We start from the raw sequence: 18,753 nt of genomic DNA, 5'->3' as shown, positions 1-18,753 counted from the left end.
GACTCCCGCGTGCCGCCGCCGAAGAAGTCCTGCGCGGCCGCCCGTTAGCCGGACTGCTCCAAACACCGCCGGAGATACCCCTGCAGCCGGGGGAAAGACCCACTCCGGCCGCGCGCGTCAACGGGATTCGACTAGGCCCTGCTGTCCAAGGCGTTACCCCAAACAGGCTATGTCAGCCTAAAACGGTCTCAGCTTTCGCATTCAGCCTTGAACATCCACTTCGAGGTCTGCATTCTGTCCTGTTGCCTACGAAGAGGAGACTTCATGGCCTCGGCTGGAGGACGCGAGTCCGAAGCCCTGCGCAAGACCGCAAGCCTGGTCAACTACCTCGCGGATTTGACCAGTGCGGCGAGCCGGAACCCGCTGCGCGACATTTCCGGAAAACACCCGAATGCCCCAACTACCACCATCTGGTTCGACGACCTCCCGGCCGGCGTCAAATCAGACCCCGCGGCCGAAGAAGTGCTGCTGCAAGTGCGTCCGGTGCCCAATGTTGCGGCACCTCCGATACCCGACCAGCTGCGGGAGTTCATCGATCTACACCAGGCGAGCGTGGCTTCTGGCCCCGAGCCGAAGCTGCGCAACGAGGACGGCTCGGACTTCCTGGAAAGTGATGTCGAGGACGGACCCGAGATCGTTCGAAGCTTCCAGATCTGGCTTGCGCGCTGGCGAGCCTGGGCCGAAGAGGAACGTCGCCGGACGGGCCAGCGGGAACTGTACGAGACGCTCGAAAAAGCAGTCCGGACACTTGAGCAGAAGGACGACGAGTTCGAGTTCGTCCTGGCCGTCGGGCTCTTCAGCCTGCGCTCCCCGAACGGCGAAACCCTGTTCCGGCATGTCCTGGTGGAACAGGCCGTTCCCGCGTTGGACAAGTCCGGCAAGGTGACCGTCACCCGAATCCCGGGAAAACGGCGCTTCGAAGACCGCGAACTGTTCGAAAGCATTCCCGAGTACCGGCCAGACCGAGCCAGAGAGCTCAAGAACGAGCTCAAGACCTCGATCACGCCGATTCCCGACGAACAAACGTTGCGCTCGATTCGGGAGTGGGCCGGTTCCGCGCTCAGCAGAGGCATCGCCGAAGTCGCCGCCCGGCCCGGCCGGGGTTCGGCCCTGCCGGAAGTCCTCACCTTCAGCCCGTCGCCGGCGCTCTTGCTGCAGCGCCGGACGTCCGTGCTGGTCTCCGAGGCATACCAGCGCATTGCCGAGAAACTCCGGGATCCCGGCACGCCGGTACCGGTAGCGCTGGCGCAGCTGGTCATAAACACCGAGCGTCACGAACGCGACCAGTGGCTGTCTTCCCAAGGCGCCGAGCGCGGCGACCTGCTCGGCGCGGATCCGCTCTTTCCGCTGCCGGCCAACGGAGAGCAGTCGCGCGTGCTCGAACTGCTGCGCACCGAAACGGGCGTGGTCGTCCAAGGCCCGCCTGGGACCGGAAAAACACATACCATCGCCAACCTCGTGTCGGCGTTGCTCGCCCAAGGCCAGCGCGTGCTGGTCACCAGCCGGAAAGACCAAGCACTGCGTGTGCTGCGGGAGAAGATTCCCGCCGAAGTCCGCAAGCTCTGCGTACTGCTCGCAGGTGGAAGCAAGGACGCGGCAGTCGAGCTGGAACGCGGCCTGGATGCGCTTTCGCAAGCGGTCGCCGCCACCGACCGCAACAAGCTCTCTCAAGAAGCCGCCACGCTGCGGACGGAACGGGATCAGCTCCGCCGCAACAGCGCCGAACTGAACGCCAGAATCGCGAAGCTCCGCGAGACCGAACAGGCCCAGTTCCCGCCAGTCGTGCCCGGCTACGACCTCAACCGTTACCGGGGAACACTGGCCGACATCGTGCGTGAGGTCCTCGACGACGGCGAAATCCACGCCTGGATGCCGCCCGTCCCGGGAAGCGCACAGGACATACCTCCGCTTGCCGCGGCCGATCTGACCGAACTGCGCAATCTGCTGGCGAATCGCACAGCAGGACGAGCCAACCGGGTCAATCAGGAGATACCCGCTGCCGAAGAGCTTCCGTCGCCGAGCGAGTTGAACTCGCACGTGCAGGAGGAACGGGAAGCCATGGAGGCCGCCGAACAAGCGGCCAGCGGCCCAGGACGTGAACTCGCCCGGCTGCCTGAGAAGGAGCTGAACCTGCTTCACCAGCTGGGCCCGCAGCTTCGCCGGGTTCTCCAGGAATGCTGCTACGCGACAGCGAACGCCTCATTCGAGCAGGAATGGGTTGCCAAGGCCGTCCGCGACAGACTTGGCCGTCGAAACTCCGGCCTGTGGTCGCATCTCCTGGAGGTGCGCGACGAGGCCAGGAACCTGCAGGAGCGCCTCGCCGGGCAAGGCACCGGCTTCGTGGTCAACAAACCGGCGATCACGCAGGAAAATCTCGGTGTGGCACGCGGCTGGCTCCGGGCCGGATATGCACTGCTTGAGCATTTCGAGAACGGGGGCAAACTGCGCCACCTGATCCCGCCGAAGAGGGCGCAGAAGAACGCCCGTGAACTGCTCGACAAGGTTCGGGTGGACGGTGCGCGTCCGGCGACGCAGGAACAACTCAAGGCCGCTCTCGATCACATCGAGGCCGAAGTCGCGACCGTTCAGCTCGCCGCCAAGTGGGCAGATGTCGGGGTAACGGTCACCACCGGGCAGGTCACCGTCATGCTGTCGGAGTTGGCCGACAACTCCGCACTGCTCGACGCTGCGATGCGATTGGGAGATCTCTTCGATCTAGTAACCAAGAATATTGCGAACCACAAGATCGAGCAGGAAATACCAGATCTCCCAACGCTGTTGGAGGTGCTGCAGGCGGTGCCAGCAGCGAAGCGGCAACAGCTGCTGGAACAAGCGCGCAACCGTGTGCACGACCTCTACCGCAGAGTCGATGCCTGGGCCAAACGTGCCGACGCTTGCCCGGAACTCGCCGCTCTGCTCGCCGCGATCGGCGAGCGGGATGTGCAAGGTTATGCCCAGCACCTGGCTGACCTGCAGACGGCACGGACTGAACGGGACGATGAACTCCGATGCCAAAAGCTGACCAGGACGCTCAAAACTGCACACTTCGAGCTGGCTGATCTATGGGTCCGCACCGCGGGCGATCCGGTGTGGCAGCGACGCGACGTCCGCGCGGCGTGGGCCTGGTCGCGTGCTGAACAGTTCATGCAGCAGCGACGCGACGCTTCTGCGGAACGCCGGCTGACTGAAGAGTTCACCCGCATAGAAGACCGGATCGAACACGTCACCGAACGGCTGGTCGCGGTCGAAGCCGTTCGCGGCTGCCTTGATCGGATGTCGGAGGACCATGTGCGCGCGCTTAACACCTACCGCTCGCACATGTCGAACATCGGGGCCGGAACGGGAACGAAGACCAGGGAGTTCCGGCGCTCCGCCCGCGCCGCCATGCAGAAGGCCCAGGACGCCGTTCCGGCGTGGGTAGTTCCGCTCCCGAACCTGCTGGAGAACATCGCGGCGGAGCGCAACAGGTTCGACGTGTTGATCGTCGACGAGGCGAGCCAGGTAGGGATCGAGCACCTGTACCTGCTGTGGATGGCACCACGCGTGATCGTGGTGGGTGACGACAAGCAGTGCACCCCGGGCGCGAGTTCGCTGGGGCGGCTGGACACCGTGTTCTCCCAGCTCGACGAACACCTTGCCGACCTGGATGAGGACATCCGCCGCCTTTTCACCCCGAAGTCCCATTTGTACGAAGTGCTCTCCGCGCGTTCCGGCAAAGACGCGCTCATCCGCCTCCGGGAGCATTTCCGCTGTGTCCCCGAGATCATCAATTGGTCCTCGGACCAGTTCTACGACGACGGATCCGGTGCGTCTGGTCTGATTCCGCTGCGCGAACGCAGCGGCGACAGTCTCCCCCCGCTCAAGGTAACCAAAGTGGACAATGCGGTCACCACGGGGAGGGAAACAAGGATCCGAAACGATACCGAGGCGCAGAAAATCGTCGAGACGTTGCGTTCTTGCATCGACGATCCAGCGTATGCCGGCAAATCGTTCGGCGTCGTGGTGCTGCGCACCACCAACGCGCACATTCAACTCCTGGAAAACCTGATCAACGAGAAGTTCACCCCGGAAGAACGACAAGAACGCCAGATCCGCGTTGGGACTGCGCCGAACTTCCAGGGTGATGAGCGCGACGTCGTGATGCTGTCGCTCGTGGTTGCCACACCCCCGCACCAAATCAGCGCCGAGTCGTTCCGGCAGGCGTTCAACGTGGCCGCGAGCCGAGCACGAGACCAGATGTGGTTGTTCACCTCCTTGGACCCGGATCAGTTCAAGCCGAAGGACCTGCGTGCCTCGTTGCTGTCGTACATGCAGGACCCGCCGTCGGTTTTCGGTTCCTCCCCCGCGATCGACGAAGTCAGCCCGGACAAGCCCCACAAGCTGTTCGATTCATTGTTCGAGCAGCGGGTGTTCCTGGAGATCAAGAAGCGGGGCTACCACGTGGTCCCGCAGTACCCCGTTGGGTCCCGGCGGCTGGATCTCGTCGTCGTCGGTGACCGCGGCCGGCTCGCGGTGGAGTGCGATGGACATTTCTGGCACGTGAACCCGCAACAGCAGGACAACGACGCTCGCCGAGATCGAGAGCTCGCCCGAATGCGATGGACGACGATCCGTATCCGGGAAAGCGAGTTCACCGCGAATCCGGACCGGGAGCTGGCGCCGATCTGGGCGGAGCTGAAGGCCAAGGGAATCGAACCCGGCCACTGGGAGAACGGCCCTGACACCGGTTGGCGGCCAGTCGAACTCGACACCGAAAACGACGATCATCAGGAGGAGGAATGGTGACCGGGCAAAACCCGCCGAACCTGCATCTGGACGACAACGTGCTGGCCGGACTGGCCGCATTGATCTGCGGCGACGACAGCACGCCCTACTACCGGCGCGGCTTCGAGATCGAAAAGTTCTTCCGAGCCGCTGGCCTGTCCGATGCCGGTGAGCTCGACGGCTACCGAAAGCCCTGGGTGCTGGAGCGCCTGCAGGAACACCGCAGCGACCCCGACTGGATCCGCGCGGTCGTTCTCCGGCTGGCGGACCCCAGGGAGTACCTCGGCGAGAAAGAGATCTGGGAAGTCGTCGTAGCGGAGCTCAACGAGCTGCTGGAGATCGAGGGTTACCGCGTCTCCTTCGCCGGAACCAAACCGCAAATCGTCGAGCACCAGGCAACGCTCTCCCGCCCAGCCAGCGATACCCCGGTCGCTTGACCACGAGCATCGCCAAGCTCGTGAGCGCGGGCGATTTCGGCAGCCAGTTGCAGGCTCGGCTCGACGAAGCGCACGTCTGCTGGCAATCGGGTGCCCCCACAGCCGCGATCATCATGCTCGGCAGCGTCTTGGAAGGCGTGCTCTACGACGTCGCGCTGAGCATGCACGGCGGGACCGGCAAAGCGCCCACCGACCACCTGCAATCCTTGATCAACCTCGCGCAGGAGAAGGGCTGGATCGCCAAGGACGTCACGGATTACGCCCACGTTCTCCGCGACCACCGCAACCTGGTCCACCCGAAGAAGCAGTGGACCCAGTCCTACTCACCCAAGGACGACACCGTTCGGATCGCCTGGAATGTGGTGGTGGCAGCGCTCAACGACCTCGCCGCCGTGATCGAGCCCGACGCCGATGGCGGCACAGCCGCGTAATCATCTCGGGTGGCCCCGTCCTGGCGAGGACGGGGCCACCCGGGTTCACCCACAGCGATCCGGGCTGAGCCCAGATTTCGCATGACCCTGGTCCCGCTCCAGCGCGTATTCCGTGGCGATTCGCAGCAGCATCTCCTTCTCCACTCGCAGGAGGTGGTTCTCCCGGCGGAGCCGGTCGAGTTCCGCTCGTTCCGCCGAGGTCAGGTCGATGTTCATCGCAGCGGGTCGAACGGTCGCAGGAGCGCCGGGCGCTTGCCGGTGGCGATCTGCTCCGCCAGCAGACGGCCGGTTAGCGGCCCCAACGTCAGGCCCCACATGCCGTGGCCGCCCGCGACGTAGACGCCGGACATCTTCGTCTGCCCGATCAGCGGCAGTCCGTCGGTCGTCACCGGTCGGCCGCCGACCCACTCGTCGTGGCGCACGTCCCAGCCGACGCCCTGCAGCAGCGGTCGCGCGGAGCGCACGATCGCCTCGATGCGGCCGCGGTCCAGCGGGTCGTCCGCCGGGCGGAACTCCATGGTTCCCGCCACCCGCAGCCCGCCCTGGTACGGCGTGCAGGCGACGCGCACCGCGGGCAGGTAGATCGGGCCGGGAACGGGCTGCTCGGTCGGGACCGTGAAGGAATAGCCGCGCCCGGCGCGCACCTGGGTGCGGACGCCCAGCGGTTTCGCCAGGCGGCTCAGCCAGGATCCGGTGGCCAGCACGACCGCCTCGGCCGACACCCGCTCCTCCTGCTCGGACTTGACGATCACCTGTTCGGAGCCGCGCAGCACGTCCCGCACGCGGAACCCGGTGCGCAGCTTGCCGCCGCGTTCGACCACCGCCTTCGCCAGGCTCCGGGTGAACTCGCCCGGGTCGACGTAACGCTGCCCTTCCACCCGGAGCACCGCCGCGATGCGCGGCGACAGCTGCGGCACATCGACGTCCGAAGTGGACAGTTCGTGGACTTCGACTTCCTGGCCGCAGCGGCGGATCTGCTCGAACTCGTGCCGCAGCTCGGCGACCTGCTCGGGCTTCTCGAACGCCGCCGTGATCGGCGCCGGCACGGTCGGCGCGGACACCCCGCCCGTCGTGAGCGCGTCGAAGGCGTCCAGGCACTCCGCGTTCATCGGGACGAACGCGCGCATCGACCGCTGCCAGGCCCGGGGCGTGCACCGCCGGGCGAAACCGATGAGGAACGACCACAGCCCGGGATCCACCGAGGTCGGCACGTACAGCGGGGCATCGCGGTCGAACAGCGACCGCAGCCCGTAGCGCAGCACGCCCGGCTCGGGCAGCGGGATCGAGAAACCCGGCGACAGGTAACCGGCGTTGCCCCAAGAGGCGCCGGCCGCCACGTCCTCGCGGTCCAGCACCGTGACCTCGACGCCGTGCTCCTGCAAGAACCAAGCGGTCGACAAGCCGACCACGCCGGCACCGACCACCACGGCCCGGCGCGGAACCCCGTCGATCCCGTCCTCGCGCATGCTTCCTCCTCAAATGTCCTGAGGTGGAGCTTGCCCGGTCCGCGCCGCCCGGCCAGTGTCGGAATCCCACAAATCCCGGCCACCCGATTGGCCGAATCCGACTACACTGCGAGCGCGATGATCATCGCGAGCCTGGCGTCGGGATCGTCGAGAACCAGCGGCGTCAGCTCGGCCATCTTCCGCATCCGGTACCGGACCGTGTTCGGGTGGACCCCCAGCCTCGCCGCCGCAGCGCCCAAATCGCCCTGGCACTCCAGCCAGGCGCGAAGTGTTTCGACGTAGCTGGTGCCGTGCTCGCGGTCGTGGCGGCGGAGCTCGACCACTGGGCCGCGATCCGGGGCGCGGCCGGTCGCTGCGGCGTGCCGCAGCCGCCGCAGCATGATCTCGTGCCACGCGTCGTCGTAAACCACGGCCGGGACCCGGTCCGCCCTCTTCGCGTGGATCGCCAGGCTCTCGTCGGCTTCCCGCCTGCTGTCCACCAGCTCCATCGGCTCGGCCGGTCCACCCACGCCGACGAGGACCGTGGAGTCGCCGGCGAGCTCGCGGACCAGGGCCCGCGCCCATTCGCAGGCGGGCTCGGCGTCCTCGTGCGGCAGGATCGTGTAGACGGTGTTCGCGAACAGGGCGCTGCGACCGGGTCGTGACCAGCCGAAGCCCATTGTCGCGCGCTCGAACGCGAGCAGCGGGACGGCCTCCGGCGCGCCGCCGACGTGCACCTGCACTGCCACCACGCGGTGCCTTCTGCTGCGCAGGCCCAGGCGGCTCAGCACCGCGGCGGCGTCCGCATGCCCCTCCAACAGGCCGATGACCAGGTCGGATTCGACCTGCCGCTCCAGGTCAGCGCTGGCCCGGGCGCGCAGCAGGTGCAGCGCGGCGGTGCGAGCGCCGCTGACCAGCGCGGCCTGGTGCGCGCCGGTGAGCTCGTGCTCGGTCAGGACCCAGATCGAGCCCAGCAGTTCCTTGCCCGCGCGGACCGCCACCACGGCCCGGCCGTGCACGGACTCCGGTTCCAGCGGAGCCACGAAGATCGGCTCGTCGGAAGTCTCCAGGTGCCGGAAAACCCCGCGCTCGACGAGCTTCCGGCGGATCTCCGCAGGCACCTGCCGCCCCAGGATCGTGGCCATCCGGGCGCGGTCGGCGCTGTGCTGCCGGCTGGAATACGCGAGCACGCCGGAGCGGTGGTCCTCGATCGTCACCGGGCCGCCGACGGAGTCGGCGAGCGCGTCGGCCAGCGCGAACAGGTCGGTCGGGCCCCGCCCGGCCTCGGTTTCCCGGCCCTCCAGCACCAGCCCGTAGACGACGCCCGCGAGCTGCCCCCACGACACGGCCGGGTCGACGAGCACGACCGTCACGTCTCGTTCCCGGGCCGCCGCGAGCGCCTGCTCGTCGAGGTCGGCGCAGCGGAACACGACGACGCTGGCGTGGGCTGCCGAGAGCAGTTCCGCCGCCCCGCTCGCCTCGACGCCGACGGCGAGCAGCACATCCTCACCACCCGGGGCGGGATCGGCCGGGTCGTGCAGCGCCACCGAACGCAGCTCCGTCGACCTGCTCCGGGGCGGGCTGCCCAACCGGGCCCCGAAGCCGCCGAGGACGTTGATCAACCGATCGAGCTTGACCACGGCGACTCCCTGACGGCCAAGAGCGCAATTTCCATTGAAATCAGACCTTCAATTTCAATGGAAATTGCGGCAGAACGATCACGCTCGGAGGCTGGCGCCGAGACGCTCGGTGGCGGCGCGCACGGCCGCGTCCCGGGCCTCGGTGGCCTCCTCCTGCTTCAGGGTCCGGTCCGAAGCGCGGAAGCGCAGCGCCAAGGCCAGCGACTTCTTGCCCTCGCCCAACTGCTCGCCCGCGTACACGTCGAACAGCCGCACATCCTCCAGCAGCTCGCCGCCGCCGGTACGGACCGCGTCGACCACGTCGGCCGCGGCCACGCCGTCGTCCACCACCAAGGCGATGTCCATCAGCACCGGCGGGTACGCCGAGATCTGCGGCGCCGGGCGGCGGTCGGACAACGGCAGGGCGTCCAGGTCGAGCTCCATCGCGCAGGTCCGCCTCGGCAGGCCCAGCGCCTCGACGACCTTCGGATGCAGCTCACCGGCGTGACCGACCACGGTCTCGCCGACCTTCAGCTGCGCGCACCGGCCCGGGTGCCACGGCGCGAGCTCGCCCGCGGCCATGTTCAGCTCCACCCCCGCCGCCGCGGCGACCACACGCGCGGCCTGCACCGCGTCCGCCCAGCTCACCTCGCGGCCCTTGCCCCACCAACCGGCCTGCTCGCGCTGGCCGCCCAGCATCACGGCGACGTGTGTAGGCTGCGCCGGCAGCGATGCGCGCAGCGCGGCGATCTGCTCGTCGGTGGGACGTCCGTCGACGCTGACCTCCGGCACCGCGGGCTGGTTCTCCGCGGGCTGCACGACCTGTCCGATGTGGAACAGCGCGAGATCGCGCTGGCCGCGGGAAACGTTGCGCTGCAAGGTTTCCGCCAACCCGATCAGCAGCGTCGTGGTCAGCAGCGCCCGGTCGCTCTCCAACGCGTTGAGCACCGACATGGTGCGCCGCCGCGGGTCGTCCTCGGCGAGACCGAAGGCGTCGAGCATCGCCGTGCCGACGAACGGGAACGGCAGCACCTCGACGTAGCCCTCACCGGCCAGCGCGCGGGACACCGCGCGCTCGCGGCGCTGCAGGGCGGTGAGCCCGCGCCCGGGCGGCGCGGCGGGCAGCACCGAGGGGATCGTGTGGTACCCCTCCAGGCGCAGCACTTCCTCGACCAGGTCGTACGGCTGCTTCAGGTCCGGCCGCCAGGTCGGCGGGGTCGCCGTCACCAGACCGACGCCCTTGTCGGAGGTGCTGACCTCGATGCGGCAGCCGATCTGGCCCAGCCGCCGGGCGGTCACGCCGCGCTCGTAGGACACCCCGGCGATCTTGTCCGGCAGCCCCAGCGGCATGGTCACCGGCTCGGGCCGCTTCGGCTCACCGACGTCGGTGCGGCCCGGCGCGATGGTGCCGTCGCCGTAGCGGACCAGCAGCTGCGCGGCCAGCTCGGTGGCCACCGCGGCGATCGCCGGGTCCACCGACCGCTCGAACCGCTTGCCCGCCTCGCTGGGCAGCTTGTGCCGGCGGATGGTGCGGGCGATGCTGGCCGGAGCCCAGTTCGCCGCCTCCAGCAGCACGTCGTGCGTGTTGTGGCTGATCTCGGTGGACTCGCCGCCCATCACCCCGGCCAGCGACACCGGGCCGGACTCGTCGGCGATCACGATGTCGTCCGGGTCCAGTTCGCGGCTCAGGCCGTCCAGGGTGGTCAGCTTCTCGCCCTGCTCAGCGCGGCGCACCACCAGGTCGCCGGTCAGCTTCGCGGTGTCGAACGCATGCAGCGGCTGGCCGAGTTCGAGCATCACGTAGTTGGTGACGTCCACGGCCAGCGAGATGGAACGGATCCCGGCCAGCGCCAGGCGGCGGCGCATCCACCACGGGCTCGGCGCGGTCGGGTCGACGCCGGTGACCCGGCGTAGCACGAACCGCTGGCAGGCGCTCGGGTCGCGCAGCTCCACACCGCGCGACGGCCGGTCGTCGACCGGGACCGGGCGGGTGCCCGGGTCGCCGAACGGCACGTCCAGCGCGTTGGACAGCTCGCGGGCCAGGCCGCGCACCGAGAAGCAGTAGCCGCGGTCCGGGGTGATGGACAGCTCGATGATCGAGTCTTCCAGCCCCACCAGCTCGACCGCGTCATCGCCGGGGTCGGCAGAGCCGGGCGGCAGCACCAGGATGCCGTCGTGGTCCTCGCCGATGCCCAGCTCCTTGGCCGAGCAGATCATGCCCTCGCTGACCTTGCCGTAGGTCTTGCGCGAGGTGATCTCGAAGTCGCCGGGCAGCACCGCACCGGGCAGCGCGACCACGACCAGGTCGCCCTCCTGGAAGTTGCGGGCGCCGCAGATGATGCCCTGCACGCGCTGCTCGCCGGTCTCGGTCTCGCCGACCTCGACCTGGCAGAACCGGATCGGCTTCTTGAACTCGTTGAGTTCCTCGATCTCGGCGACACGACCGGCCACGAGCGGCCCGCGCACCTGGGTCAGGTGGGCGACCTCCTCGACCTCCAACCCGATCCGGATGAACGCTTCGGCCAGCGTCTCCGCGGTCGTCTCCTCGGGCAGCTCAAGGTGCTCGGCCAACCAGGAAACCGGAATCCGCACTTGGTCAGGCCTCTCTCTCGTTCTGGTGGGTGGTGTCGGTGAGTGCCATAGCAGGCGTTTTTGAAGCGGCGGAGCCGCTTAGCCCACCCTCGCAACTGGCACCGCCGCGGGTTCTCAGAGGCTTCCTGGCGAGGACGGCCCCTCCGCCGCGTATTGGAAATACATAAGGAGGGGCACCCACAGTCCGGGGAGCCTCTGAGGTTCCGCCACTTGCACCGCTACGCAGATCAACCATCGACAGATCCTCAAATGCCGAACGGCTGGGTGAACCGGACGTCGCCCTCGACCATGTCGCGCATGTCGGGGATGCCGTTGCGGAACATCAGCGTGCGCTCCAGGCCCATGCCGAAGGCGAAGCCCGTGTAGACCTCGGGGTCGACGCCGCAGGCACGCAGCACGTTCGGGTTGACCATGCCGCAGCCGCCCCACTCGACCCAGCCGGCGCCGCCCTTCTTCTCCGGGAACCACACGTCCATCTCGGCCGATGGCTCGGTGAACGGGAAGTACGACGGCCGCAGCCGGGTCTTGGACTCCGGGCCGAACATCGACCGGGCGAACGCGTCCAGCGTGCCCTTCAGATGCGCCATGGTCAGGCCCTTGTCCACCGCCAGGCCCTCGACCTGCGAGAACACCGGGGTGTGGGTGGCGTCCAGCTCGTCGGTGCGGAAGGTGCGGCCCGGGCAGACCACGTACACCGGCAGCTCGCGATCCAGCAGGGCGCGGACCTGCGACGGCGAGGTGTGGGTGCGCAGCACCAGCCCGGAGTTCTCCGGGGCCACGTAGAAGGTGTCCTGCATGGTGCGCGCCGGGTGGTCCTTGCCGAAGTTCAGCGCGTCGAAGTTGAACCACTCGGCTTCCAGCTCGGGGCCCTCGGCGACCTCCCAGCCCATCGCCACGAAGGTGTCCTCGATGTCCTCGGCGAGCTGCGTGATCGGGTGGCGCGCGCCGGCCGGGACCCGGTCCCAGGGCAGCGTGACGTCGACCGTCTCCTCGCGCAGCACCCGCTCGTCGCGCTCGGCCTGCAGGGCCGCGCGGCGCTCGTCGAAGGCGCCCTGAATGGCCTCGCGGGCCTGGTTGACGCGCTTGCCCGCCTCCGAGCGCGCCTTCGGCGGCAGCGCGCCGATCTCCCGGCGCGCGGTCAGCAGCGGCGAGCGGTCGCCGAGGTGCGCGGGCTTGACCACGGCCAGCGCGTCGAGGTCGGTGGCCGCAGCGAAGGCTTTGCCGGCCTCGACCACCGCGCGGTCCAGCGTCTCCGGCGACAGCGCGGCGACCTCTTTCGGGTCGTACGGGTCGTTGGCTCCAGACATCGTTAGTGCGTGACTCCCGTTGATCCGACAGGCATCGGTGCCCGATCCCTGAGCGGCAGTTGCCCAGGTCGGCGAACCTGCTCGTTGGCATACGACTCAAGCCGCACGCTAGCCCCTAGAGTCTATGCGACGGCCCCAACCGCTTTTCGCCGAGATCCGGTGAGGCGATTTCGCGCGAAATCGCCGTCCGCGCCGCGTGGGAGGTGCCGATTCCGCGCGAAATCGCCCGGCCTAGGCGTCCTGGCGGTGCTGGGCGCGGGCTGAGGCGTAGAGGCAGACTGCTGCGGCCGTGGCCAGGTTGAGGCTTTCCGCACGCCCGTAGAGCGGGACCCGGAGCGTGGCATCCAGGTCCGATTTCACCTCATCCGGTAGCCCGTGGGCTTCACTGCCGAACACCCACGCCGTGGGCTCGGCGAGCTCACCGTCCCGGTCGGCGGTGTCGAGGTCGCCGGTGGCGTAGCCGTCGGCGCCGACCAGACGGAGCCCGGCCGCGCGGCAGGCGGAAAGCACGGCGGAGACGTCGCGGTCACGCGCAACGGGCAGGTGGAAGAGGCTCCCGGTGGACGCCCGCACCGCCTTGCCGTTGTAGGCGTCGACGGTGTCGCCGGCGAACAGCACGGCACCGGCACCGGCCGCGTCGGCGACCCGGACCACGGTTCCCGCGTTGCCCGGATCCGCCACGCCGACCAGCACCGCGACCAGCTTCGGGCGCTCGGCGAGCGCGGCGGACGGTGTGGTGTCCGGCAGGTCGCAGACCGCGATCAGTCCTTGCGGGGTCACCGTCTCCGACAGCGACGCCGCTGCCCGCTCGGTGACCAGGTGGACCGGCACCGACTCGGCGCGGGCCCGGTCCAGGAACTCGGCGTGCCGGGATTGCTCGGTGGCGAAGACGTCGCGCACCCGCAGCACCCCGTCGGCGTGCGCGGTCAGCGCCTCGCCCACCGCCTGGGCGCCTTCGGCGAGGAACGCCCCGTCCTTCTCCCGGCCGGCGCGGCGGGTGAGCTTGCGAGCGACCGCGACCCGGGACGATCGCTCCGTGAGTGGAGTCGTCGTCCCGGGTCGCGGTGCAGCGTAGGGGCCTTCGGTGGTCAGGCCGCACTCTCCGGCAGGTTCTTGCGAGCCACCTCGACCAGCGCGGCGAAAGCCTGCGGGTCGTTGACCGCGAGCTCGGCCAGGATCTTCCGGTCGACCTCGACCTCGGCGGCCTTCAGGCCCTGCACGAACCGGTTGTAGCTCAGGCCGTGCTGCCGGGTCGCGGCGTTGATGCGGGTGATCCACAGCTTCCGGAAGTCACCCTTGCGGGCCCGCCGGTCGCGGTAGGCGTAGGTCATCGAGTGGAGCATCTGCTCCTTGGCCTTGCGGTACAGCCGGGAGCGCTGACCGCGGTAGCCGCGGGCCGACTCGAGAATGGTGCGGCGCTTCTTCTGGGCGTTGACTGCCCGCTTGACGCGTGCCACGGGGTCCGTCCTGTTATCTCATCGGGGGCGGGGAACCGCCCGTGCGGGTTGCTGGAACTGCGTTGCTGACCTGCTGCGTCGGGTGCAGCGGGTCGGGGTTCAGCGACCCAGCAGTCGGTTGATGCGCTTGACGTCGGCCTTGGCCACCGCTTCGGTGCCCTCGAGCCGGCGGGTGACACGGCTGGACTTCTTCTCCAGGATGTGCCGACGACCGGCCTGCTCGCGCCGCAGCTTGCCCGTGCCGGTCACCTTGAAGCGCTTCGAGGTGCCCTTGTGGGTCTTGTTCTTCGGCATCTTCTCGTCCTCGTTTCGTACTGATGCCGGGCTGGGGCGCGGACTGCGTCCCGGCCCGGCGTCACATCACGAGCCCTGCGGACTTAAGCGTTCGCCTTGGGCTTGGTCTTGTTCGTCTTGTGCGGCGCAAGAACCATGATCATGTTGCGACCGTCCTGCTTCGGGTTCGCCTCGATGAACCCGAGTTCGGACACGTCATCGGCCAGTCGCTGCAGCAGGCGGAAGCCCAACTCGGGACGCGACTGCTCACGACCGCGGAACATGATCGTCACCTTGACCTTGTGACCCTGGTTGAGGAAGCGGGACACGTGGCCCTTCTTCGTCTCGTAGTCGTGCGGGTCGATCTTCGGCCGGAGCTTCTGCTCCTTGATGACGGTCTGCTGCTGGTTGCGACGCGATTCGCGAGCCTTCTGCGCGCTCTCGTACTTGAACTTGCCGTAGTCCATGAGCTTGCAGACCGGCGGGCGCGCCTGCGGGGCGACCTCGACAAGGTCCAGATCCGCTTCCTGGGCTAGCCGGAGTGCGTCCTCGATGCGGACGATCCCGACCTGTTCACCGTTCGGTCCGACCAACCGGACCTCCGGAACCCGGATGCGGTCGTTGATGCGCGTCTCGGAGCTGATGGGCCCTCCTCGGTTCGATGGCTGTAGTTGACTGCACCGCGGCGCGTAGAGCTCACCCCGGAATGCAGAGGTCCCGTCGTTCCGCCTGCGCGGCCCGCGGGACCCTGACTCCATACCGATCGAACCGGTACCGCAATACCGTTCGTGCCACCGACGGCTCGCACCGTCGACAGGACCGGGACCCGGAAGCCTGTGGCGGCTACTCGGGTGGGAGCGGGACTCCACTTTGCCGCCCCCGCTTGAGCAGGGGCTGGTCATCCGTGTCAGGGTAGCAGGCGTGACCGAACCGCAGCCAACCGCGCCCCCGACCACGTCCGACCTGCCGGGTGAGCAGGCGCACGACGACGCAGACATGGAACTCAACGTCCGCGAGCTCGCCGATGTTCCCAGCGTCGAGGTGATCAGCCGCGCGGCGGTCATGTTGATGTCCGCGGCGGCGGAGAAGCTGGGGCTGGCCGCCGAGGACCCGGACGCCGCGGCGGAGCGCGACCTGGACGAGGCGCGCCGGTTGATCACCGCGCTGGCCGGGCTGGTCACCGCCTCCGTCGAGTACCTCGGGCCGCACGCGGGTCCGGTCCGCGACGGCCTGCAGACGCTGCAGCGCGCGTTCCGCGAGGCCTCCACCCACCCGGACGCACCGGGGCAGGGCCCGGGCGAGAAGTACACCGGCCCCGTCTACTGATCCCCCGAGCGGGTCATGCCGCACCCGGTCCCGTCCAGTCGAACGGGATGTGCGTGCTGGAGTTGCCCACCCGCTCCCAGCTGAAGCCGAACACGTCGGCCCGGTCGAGAGTCGCCCGCCCCCAGGTCGCGGGCGGCTGACCGGGGCCGACCTCCGCGCCCGGCAGGTTGTGCACCTGGACCCGGACGCCTTCGGCGGCAGTTGGACCGGTGAGCGCTTCGACGGCCGCCTCCGCGTATCCGGGGAGGCGGACGCTCCAGCCGGCCAGGTCGTCGGCGATGCGGACCTCGATCGGGCTCGACTCCACGGCCACGATCTCCGGCCGGAGCATCTCGACGAACCGCTGCGGCCAACCTCCGGCCCGCCCGGTGAAGATCGCCCGAAGCGCCGCGAGTTGCGCCTCGCCGCCGCGCTCGTCGAAGAAGAACGCGGCGCGCGCATCGTGGTGCTCCCCCGTCCAGACGTTCCCGGCGTAGGAAACCAGCATCGCGACGTTCAGGCCGCTGAGCCCCAGGTCGCCGTAGTCGCCGGTTCGGATGTGCCACAGCCGGATGCCGTTGCAGTCGCCGTAGGTCGGCGGCTGCGCGAAAGAGCACGGGCACGGGATCTCACACTTGCACGTTTCGAACCAGTCGCCCGCCACATGCCATTTCGCAACGCCCGGCACACCCACATCAGCCCTCCGGAAGCGGATCGGCTCGTGCTCGGGCGCCAGGATCCCCGTTCCGCGGAAAAACCGGCACGGCCGAAAGACCTGCGCGACTACGGACATTGCACACCATGCAATGCATAGTGGACAGTCAATACCCGAAGTCGTTTCCCTGCCGCAAGATCTTGACCACGAGTCGAATGCCGACCTAATTTTTGGTCGAATAGCAGATAACACAACAGGGGCCCCGTGGCCGATCCGGTCGCAGTGGCCTATACCGTTCACTGGCCAGAAACTTCGCGTGAAGAAGTTTTCACGCCGGACGGCGCCGGTCCGGCTACCATCTTCACATAGGTCTACTGTGGACACTTGGAACACGCCGACAAGAACGCGGCTCTGATCATCCTTGATCGAGCATTGAGCACCGCCGGAAGGTAGCAGCGTCGGCGTGGGGCTGGGGCGGGGTGTTCGTGGTGGCGGGCGCGATCACGATCACCGACCCGATCCTCCTCCTCTTCGCAGGCCGCCGGCCCTGCTCGGGTGCCCCTCACCGCCGTCGTCACGGGTTGACGGCCAGGAAGATGAAGGCCGCGAGGATGGCGAGGTGGACGCCGCCTTGCAGGCGGGTAGCGCGGCCGGGGACGACCGTGAGGACGCTGACGATGACCGTCAGGATGAACAGCACGAGCTGGGTTCCGCCGAGTCCGAGGTGCAGCGGGCCGTCCAGCCAGATCGAGGCGAGCACGATCGCCGGGATCGTCAGGCCGATGCTGGCGATCGCCGAGCCGTAGGCGAGGTTGAGGCTGATCTGCACCCGCTGGCGGGCGGCGGCGCGCACCGCCGCGATCGTCTCCGGCAGCAGCACCAGCAGGGCGATCACCACGCCGACGAAGGACTGCGGGAAGCCGACCGCCTCGACCGCGGCCTCGATCGCCGGAGATTCCACCTTCGCCAGCCCGACGACGGCGACCAGCGCGACCACCAGCAGCACGAGGCTCGCCGCTGTCCGGCCTCCGCTCGGCGGCCGCGCGTGGTCTTCCTCCGGGGCGACCGTGCCCTCGTCGGTGACCGGCACGAAGAAGTCCCGATGCCGGATGGTCTGGGTGAACACGAACATGCCGTACAGCACGAGCGAGGCCACCGCGGCGAACGCCAGCTGCGGTGCCGAGTACACCGGGCCCGGCAGGGTCGTGGTGAAGGTCGGGAACACCAGGCTCAACGCGGCCAGCGCCGTCACCGTCGCCAGCTCCGCACCAGTGCCTTCGGCGTTGAACGGCGTCAGCCCATAGCGGAGGGCCCCCACCAGTAGGGAGAGGCCGACGATGCCGTTGGTGGTGATCATGACCGCGGCGAAGATCGTGTCGCGAGCCAGCGTCGCGGCTTCCGGGCCGCCGGAGCTCATCAGCGTGACGATCAGCCCTACTTCGATGACCGTGACGGCCACCGCCAGGACCAGCGAGCCGAACGGTTCGCCCACCCGGTGGGCGACGATCTCCGCGTGGTGCACGGCGGTCAGCACCGCGCCCGCGAGCAGGATCGCAACGATGAGCACCGGGATGATGCCGAGTTCCTTGTGGGTCCAGGTGATGGCCAGCGCGATGATCGCGAGCACCGGCACCAGCACGGTCCAGGACAGCAGCGAGCGCAGCGGCATATGTCCACAGTAGAAGCTGCCGCATGGCGCCGCGGCGCGAAGCTGCCCGGTGAAACCGGCTGGCGTCTGGCGTGTTGGCTTGCCAGGCTGATCGAGGAGGTGCGCGTGATGGTGTCGGTTGATCGGTTGCTGGTTTTCGCGGCGATGTCGTTGGTGATCATCGCGGTGCCCGGGCCGAGCGTGTTGTTCGTCGTGGGCCGGGCGCTGGCGCACGGCAGGCGCACCGCGCTGACCAGCGTCGTCGGCAATGCCATCGGGTGCTACCTGGTGGCCGTCGCGGTGGCGCTGGGCGTCGGCGCGGTGGTGGCGCAGTCGCTCGTGGTGTTCACCGCGATCAAGATGGCGGGCGCGGCCTACCTCGTCTACCTGGGCATCAAGGCGCTGCGCAGCAGTCGCCCGCTCGCCGGCGAACTGCCCGAGCAGACGCCGAGCCTCGGCATCCTGAAGACGCTGCGGGAAGGCGTCGTGGTCGGGGTGGCGAACCCGAAGACGTTCATCTTCTTCACGGCGGTGGTCCCGCAGTTCATCGACCCGGAGCTGGGCCACGTCCCGGTGCAGATGCTGCTGCTCGGGCTCATCCCGATCGCCATCGCGCTGGTCTCGGACAGCATGTGGGGCCTGTTCGCGGCCACGGCCCGGACCTGGATCGCCAGCGCCCCGCGGCGGCTGGCGATCGTCCAGCGGGCGGGCGGTTTCGCCATGATCGGCCTCGGCCTGACCCTCGCCGTCACCGGCCGCAAGGAGTAAAAAATGTGCGGCTTGGCTTGCGTGGCGGTGCGGGTAGCGGGGTAAGCGAAGG

The 18,753-nt window shown here is 68.6% G+C and carries 16 protein-coding genes; 5 read left to right on the top strand and 11 right to left on the bottom strand.

The window, feature by feature from the left end; genetic code table 11:
- The first annotated feature begins 264 nt into the window (after positions 1-264).
- From DL519_RS42040 to DL519_RS42030, 3 genes are read left to right on the top strand one after another with little or no spacing between them, the layout of a single operon-like run.
- Positions 265-4,785, top strand: a complete 4,521-nt coding sequence (locus DL519_RS42040; RefSeq protein WP_190823271.1) for an AAA domain-containing protein — start codon at positions 265-267, stop codon at positions 4,783-4,785.
- On the top strand, positions 4,779-5,201 hold the full coding sequence (locus DL519_RS42035) for a hypothetical protein (RefSeq protein ID WP_190823269.1): 423 nt from the start codon (positions 4,779-4,781) through the stop codon (positions 5,199-5,201). Before DL519_RS42040 ends, DL519_RS42035 begins: the two co-directional genes overlap by 7 nt.
- Entirely contained in the window at positions 5,198-5,632 is a 435-nt protein-coding gene (locus DL519_RS42030) for a DUF4145 domain-containing protein (RefSeq protein WP_190823267.1), read from the top strand. Before DL519_RS42035 ends, DL519_RS42030 begins: the two co-directional genes overlap by 4 nt.
- A 45-nt stretch (positions 5,633-5,677) precedes the next feature.
- Here the strand turns inward: DL519_RS42030 and DL519_RS42025 are convergent, their stop codons facing one another.
- The 9 genes from DL519_RS42025 to infC form a co-directional block, all read right to left on the bottom strand.
- Positions 5,678-5,848 carry a hypothetical protein gene (locus tag DL519_RS42025; RefSeq protein WP_190823265.1) on the bottom strand — a complete coding sequence of 57 codons (171 nt, stop codon included), beginning with the start codon at positions 5,846-5,848 and terminating at the stop codon, positions 5,678-5,680.
- Positions 5,845-7,098 (bottom strand): NAD(P)/FAD-dependent oxidoreductase, encoded by a 1,254-nt coding sequence (locus DL519_RS42020; RefSeq protein WP_190823263.1) that lies wholly within the window; start codon positions 7,096-7,098, stop codon positions 5,845-5,847. Before DL519_RS42020 ends, DL519_RS42025 begins: the two co-directional genes overlap by 4 nt.
- A gap of 101 nt (positions 7,099-7,199) precedes the next feature.
- A complete protein-coding gene (locus DL519_RS42015; protein ID WP_190823261.1) occupies positions 7,200-8,717 on the bottom strand; it encodes a PucR family transcriptional regulator in 1,518 nt (505 codons plus the stop codon).
- A 78-nt stretch (positions 8,718-8,795) separates the two neighbouring features.
- Positions 8,796-11,288 carry a phenylalanine--tRNA ligase subunit beta gene (pheT, locus tag DL519_RS42010; RefSeq protein WP_190823259.1) on the bottom strand — a complete coding sequence of 831 codons (2,493 nt, stop codon included), beginning with the start codon at positions 11,286-11,288 and terminating at the stop codon, positions 8,796-8,798.
- A gap of 245 nt (positions 11,289-11,533) precedes the next feature.
- A complete protein-coding gene (gene pheS, locus DL519_RS42005; protein WP_168584369.1) occupies positions 11,534-12,595 on the bottom strand; it encodes a phenylalanine--tRNA ligase subunit alpha in 1,062 nt (353 codons plus the stop codon).
- A gap of 231 nt (positions 12,596-12,826) precedes the next feature.
- Positions 12,827-13,687, bottom strand: a complete 861-nt coding sequence (locus DL519_RS42000; protein WP_190824548.1) for a TrmH family RNA methyltransferase — start codon at positions 13,685-13,687, stop codon at positions 12,827-12,829.
- A complete protein-coding gene (gene rplT / locus DL519_RS41995; RefSeq protein WP_093266845.1) occupies positions 13,684-14,052 on the bottom strand; it encodes a 50S ribosomal protein L20 in 369 nt (122 codons plus the stop codon). The genes DL519_RS42000 and rplT overlap by 4 nt, the downstream gene beginning before the upstream one ends.
- Positions 14,053-14,151: 99 nt before the next feature.
- Entirely contained in the window at positions 14,152-14,346 is a 195-nt protein-coding gene (gene rpmI / locus DL519_RS41990) for a 50S ribosomal protein L35 (RefSeq protein ID WP_010313612.1), read from the bottom strand.
- Between the two features lie 83 nt (positions 14,347-14,429).
- Entirely contained in the window at positions 14,430-14,969 is a 540-nt protein-coding gene (gene infC, locus DL519_RS41985) for a translation initiation factor IF-3 (protein WP_029535984.1), read from the bottom strand.
- Between the two features lie 277 nt (positions 14,970-15,246).
- On the opposite strand from infC, the gene DL519_RS41980 reads away from it, so the two are divergent.
- Positions 15,247-15,651 carry a DUF1844 domain-containing protein gene (locus DL519_RS41980; RefSeq protein ID WP_449619133.1) on the top strand — a complete coding sequence of 135 codons (405 nt, stop codon included), beginning with the start codon at positions 15,247-15,249 and terminating at the stop codon, positions 15,649-15,651.
- A 13-nt stretch (positions 15,652-15,664) separates the two neighbouring features.
- Here DL519_RS41980 and DL519_RS41975 read toward each other — a convergent pair whose 3' ends face one another.
- Positions 15,665-16,324: a DUF1326 domain-containing protein gene (locus tag DL519_RS41975; RefSeq protein WP_190824546.1), complete on the bottom strand. Its 660-nt coding sequence runs from the start codon at positions 16,322-16,324 to the stop codon at positions 15,665-15,667.
- Between the two features lie 535 nt (positions 16,325-16,859).
- The gene (locus DL519_RS41970) at positions 16,860-17,954 is read right to left on the bottom strand and encodes a calcium:proton antiporter (protein WP_190823257.1); all 1,095 of its coding nucleotides are present in this window, start codon (positions 17,952-17,954) and stop codon (positions 16,860-16,862) included.
- Here DL519_RS41970 and DL519_RS41965 point away from each other — a divergent pair, their 5' ends adjacent.
- Positions 17,955-18,701 carry a LysE family translocator gene (locus DL519_RS41965; protein WP_397545023.1) on the top strand — a complete coding sequence of 249 codons (747 nt, stop codon included), beginning with the start codon at positions 17,955-17,957 and terminating at the stop codon, positions 18,699-18,701. It abuts the gene before it with no gap.
- Positions 18,702-18,753: the final 52 nt, after the last annotated feature.

Source organism: Saccharopolyspora pogona, assembly GCF_014697215.1.
Taxonomy (GTDB): domain Bacteria; phylum Actinomycetota; class Actinomycetes; order Mycobacteriales; family Pseudonocardiaceae; genus Saccharopolyspora; species Saccharopolyspora hattusasensis.
The sequence above is the reverse complement of the archived record's forward strand: the minus strand, read 5'-3'. Positions and strand labels throughout refer to the sequence as shown.